Raw genomic sequence first — 4,249 nt, forward strand, 5'->3', positions numbered from 1 at the left:
TATTTATTCTGCTATAAAAAAGCCATTCTTTAGGATGATATGCTTTCCAGTAATCTCTTAGTATTTCCAAATTATCTTGTGAAAGTAATGCATATCTATCTTTGGAGCCTTTTCCATTACGTATTAAGAGTTGCATTTTCTTGCTATCTACATCTGAAACTTTTAGACAAGAGACTTCGCTAAGTCTTAATCCGGCACCATAAAGAGTCATTAAAATTGATTTATCTCTTAAATTATCACAGACATTAAAGAGGGCTTGAATTTCTTCTTGAGTGAGAATATTGGGGAATTTACGGTGTCTACGGTGACGAGGTATTCATTTGCAGTTTAAATTAATATTTAAAATTACTCCATATAAAAAACGAAGTCCACTATTATATGTATTAACACTTCCAGAGGAAAGCTTTTTTTGTGTTGTGAGAAAGTGTAGAAATTCTCTAATGTTTTCTTCACCTAGTTCGGTTGCGGGCTTATTAAAGTGGTTTTGATAGATTTTGCATTTGGAATAGTACTCATCTTGAGTATGTTTGCTTAAACCTCTGAGTTCTACATCAAACTTTAATTTTTCTAAAACTTGTTCTTTTGTCATAAATAAAACATCTCCTTTAAAGTTAGATCTTTTCCATTCTAAGGGAGTTGTATACAAGAAAGAAGCTGATATAATTATATTATAAGTTTCAATTATAGTTGCTAAATTAATTTTGGTTTACCACCGCGATAGCGGTTTAGTGCTATTCTTACAATAGGAAGTTAAATATTATAAATGAATTTATTTTATTAAATCAATACTAAATTTATCCCAAGAGTATAGATAGGTATATATAAATAGTTAGTACTTAATATAATATTAATAAAAGCTTTTGTAAAACATACCAATCACATTATAAGACAACAAGTATAATAAATTAAAAAAAGTGATGTTAAATCTCATTTACTAAACTAGTTATTTTTGACAATATTAAACTATCGTAAAAAAACACCACAATGATATTTGTATCTATCTAGTTTTTATTTAAAGAAGAATTAACAAAATGGACTTCACAAAACCCTTCGCTTTTACAGATGTTTGAGTCGTATGTAGACATACCTATAATAACATGTTCGGGAACAATTCTTTCAATATTACGGGTTGAATTTCTTTTTAGGCATACTGATAGTTGGGTTTTAAAAACAATCGCAATTATATCGTTGTTAGTGTCTTTAGCAATTCTAAGAAAGCTTATTCTATATTCTCTAATAGTGTTAGTTGCATCAAACACGACATCAAATCCATGTAACAAAGCGTCTTTAATTGCACTTTTAGCAATCCTAAACACTTGTTCATTAGTCTCATATGAAAATTCATATGTTCCTGTTAGCTCTTTCCTGATTTCATCACTTGACACAATTACAGTATTTATCTTCTTTAATTTATTATTTGCATAATAAGTTTTTCCTGAACCTGGTATACCAATTAAAATATATAATCTGTTTTTAGTCTTTATAGTACCAATATCAGAAGTCTCATTTTGTGTTACAAAATCATATGTTTTTTTAAAAGTACTAAATTCTATTATTTTCCCCATTATTATTCTCCTTCTAAAAAATATAATTATGTTTCTTAGTTCCTCCTCAAATAATTATGCTCAGAACGATTCCTTTACTCTATTTTTATTTATTATCTATACATATAAAGAAGAATTTATTTTTAATCTATTCCTTATAATGCAAATATATAGATTTTACTTATGGGTACCTAATTAAATTATATAGCAAAAACGCTTCATTGTCTTCCCATCACCTATTTACAGATTTTCATAATATCTAATATTCAACGAAACGCTCTGTGTCGGCATAATATAATTCAAAAAATATATTAGTTTTGCGTATTTTTTCAAATAAAACTATTTTCTGTATGGGATACACAAGTATTTGTGCTAAAGACTCATCAGGGCCCTATGATCTGGGCCTTAGAAAGAAACTAACGCAAATATGTAAAAAAGAAAACATAGATTATAAAATTGATGTTTATCCTCACTATGGTTCTGATGCTTCTGCAGCTTTAAAAGCTGGTTGGGATATAAAAACAGCTTTAATAGGTGCTGGAATTTTTGCTTCTCACGGTTATGAAAGAACTCATATGGACTCTATATTAAACACTCTAAATTTAATAATTAAATACTGTAAGCAAGAATAAAGTAATTTTAGAAAGCTAGGCAATTTATAGATTGTCTAGCTTTAAAATTTCTTTTATGTTTAGGATGCCTAGTAATATTGTTATATTTACCGGTAAATATTATTTTATTCTTTAAATCTGATTTAAATTCCTCATCAATAAGAATCTCTGCTGCGTCATCACACAATGATTTCTCAATACTGTTTTCATTTATTTCCAATTACCTCACCTCCTAAACTATGTTCATAACTCTTCTTAATCTTTTTTATAGCCCGCGAAATGGTAGACTTAACAGTACTTTCTGTTATATCTACAGCTTCTGCAATTTCTCTAAATTTTAGACCACCATAAAACCTCAAATAAAGCATTCTTTTTGTATCTTCTGGTAACGTGTCAATTATTTTTTTTATGCCATCAAATTCGTCTCTAATGACTATATTTTCATATCCGAAATCCTCGTCACCTCTGTCTAAAAAGCTTTCTATAGGAATTATTTTACTGTTTTTTCTATAAAAATCTATAATAGCATTATGAGCTATTTTAAATATCCAATTCTTGCTTGTTTCTACATCAGTAATTTTATCTTTGTTTTCATATATTTTAGTAAACACAGTAGCAATTATATCCTCTGCATTCCATTTGTTTTTTACAGAAACAAAAATATATCTGTAAACACAATTGTAGTACATGTCATACAGTTGTTCGAACTTACTTGACATTAAACCGTACCCCCATCATAATTTGTTTTTTTATAAATACCACTGGTTTTAAAAAAAACAATTCACATAATATACGTGTTTCCTTGTATTTAGTTGCATGTTTTACCAGTTTTTTGTAAAATATGTATAAAGAATATGTGAACTAATTGCACATACTTATTAAGATTATACCATAATATAAATAATGATAACTTATATGGTAATACACTTATATACTTACATATTAACAATAAGTTCCAATAAAATATAAAGTTTTACTAGTTTTTATAAAAAAACTACCTAATAAATTTTATATTATTAGGTAGCTCTTTTCAAATTTGTTGTGATGGTTAATTAACTGCAAAATCTATGTTTACCAATTATTTTTATAAGTGTCCGTGACCATATCCACTTATTGGTACTTGTTGAAGGATTGAAATAGAATACAGCCCCTCCAGAAGGATCCCACCCGTTTAATGCATCTCTTGCTGCCCTCGTAGAGCTTTCTTCAATTTTTGCATTTATTTGTCCATCAACAATCGCTGTGAATGCCCCTGGTTGATAAATTACTGCTGCTATTGTAGATGGAAATCTTGCATCTGATGTTCTATTTAAAATAACAGCTCCGACAGCCACCTGACCCTCGTATGGTTCTCCTCTAGCCTCGCCATTTATAAGTCTTGCTAATAATTCTACATCTTTATTATTTGTTACATTTTTACTAGAAGGTGATCCAGTAGCTTTTGTGCTAGCAGGGAGACCTATGGCTACGAGTGTTGAATTACCGGCCATTCCATCTGCTTTTAATCCATTACTCTTTTGAAAAGCTTTAACAGAAAGATATGTATTGTAGCCATATATTCCATCAATACCTCCATTGTAATATCCCCATTTTTTTAATTTAGTTTGAATTTGTTTAACTTGTTCACCACGCGATCCATATTTATAAACCTGAGCTATAGCTTGCTTGCTATAAATATTAAAATAGACTTCACTTGAAAAATATGTTATTAAGATAATCATAATTACTGCGCAACATCTTTTAAATAAATGTTTTTTAAGCTTCAAACCTATTCCTCCTTCAATAACAATATGTAAATGTTATTAACAGTATTAGTTTGTGCTTAATCCCAAAAAAAATACACTATGCTAATATAAGCTATAGTGTATTTTTTCATGTATTTTTTATATAATTTTCTTAAGTTTTCTTTTCCATCTTGGCGACAATAGTTCTTCAATAATATCGTTCATAATTACTATTCCACATAACTTTTCATCAATATCCACTACAGGTAAAGATATCAAATCATATTTAAGTGCTATTTCAACAGCTTCCTCTATATCTTGACTATCTTTTATTTTAATAACTTTATCATCCATAATATCTTTAAGTTTC

Annotated in this window: 5 protein-coding genes and 2 pseudogenes; 1 reads left to right on the plus strand and 6 read right to left on the minus strand. The window is 28.5% G+C overall.

Annotated features, from left to right (window positions below; genetic code table 11):
• Positions 1-589 (minus strand): annotated as a pseudogene (locus Q0649_RS10275) (tyrosine-type recombinase/integrase); the annotation flags it as partial.
• Positions 590-1,001: 412 nt separating this feature from the next.
• On the minus strand, positions 1,002-1,565 hold the full coding sequence (locus Q0649_RS10280; protein ID WP_298841143.1) for an ATP-binding protein: 564 nt from the start codon (positions 1,563-1,565) through the stop codon (positions 1,002-1,004).
• A 344-nt stretch (positions 1,566-1,909) separates the two neighbouring features.
• On the opposite strand from Q0649_RS10280, the pseudogene Q0649_RS10285 reads away from it, so the two are divergent.
• Positions 1,910-2,176, plus strand: a pseudogene (locus Q0649_RS10285) (aminopeptidase); the annotation flags it as partial.
• A 7-nt stretch (positions 2,177-2,183) separates the two neighbouring features.
• Here Q0649_RS10285 and Q0649_RS10290 read toward each other — a convergent pair.
• The 4 genes from Q0649_RS10290 to Q0649_RS10305 all read right to left on the minus strand — a co-directional run.
• Positions 2,184-2,375: a hypothetical protein gene (locus Q0649_RS10290; RefSeq protein ID WP_298841145.1), complete on the minus strand. Its 192-nt coding sequence runs from the start codon at positions 2,373-2,375 to the stop codon at positions 2,184-2,186.
• Positions 2,362-2,874 (minus strand): RNA polymerase sigma factor, encoded by a 513-nt coding sequence (locus Q0649_RS10295; protein WP_298841147.1) that lies wholly within the window; start codon positions 2,872-2,874, stop codon positions 2,362-2,364. Before Q0649_RS10295 ends, Q0649_RS10290 begins: the two co-directional genes overlap by 14 nt.
• Before the next feature lie 333 nt (positions 2,875-3,207).
• Positions 3,208-3,876, minus strand: a complete 669-nt coding sequence (gene sleB / locus Q0649_RS10300) for a spore cortex-lytic enzyme (protein WP_298841153.1) — start codon at positions 3,874-3,876, stop codon at positions 3,208-3,210.
• Positions 3,877-4,038: 162 nt separating this feature from the next.
• The coding region (locus tag Q0649_RS10305) for a CBS domain-containing protein (protein ID WP_298841150.1) at positions 4,039-4,249 on the minus strand (211 nt) is incomplete at its 5' end.

Origin of the sequence: uncultured Clostridium sp. (genome assembly GCF_937920395.1) — a bacterium.
Taxonomy (GTDB): Bacteria; Bacillota; Clostridia; order Clostridiales; family Clostridiaceae; genus Clostridium_AD.

Bases quoted from the DNA above. Each gene is read 5' to 3' on its own strand.
- Q0649_RS10280 (WP_298841143.1), bottom strand. From the start codon at position 1,565: ATGGGGAAAATAATAGAATTTAGTACTTTTAAAAAAACATATGATTTT.
- Q0649_RS10295 (WP_298841147.1), bottom strand. From the start codon at position 2,874: ATGTCAAGTAAGTTCGAACAACTGTATGACATGTACTACAATTGTGTT.
- sleB (WP_298841153.1), bottom strand. From the start codon at position 3,876: ATGATTATCTTAATAACATATTTTTCAAGTGAAGTCTATTTTAATATT.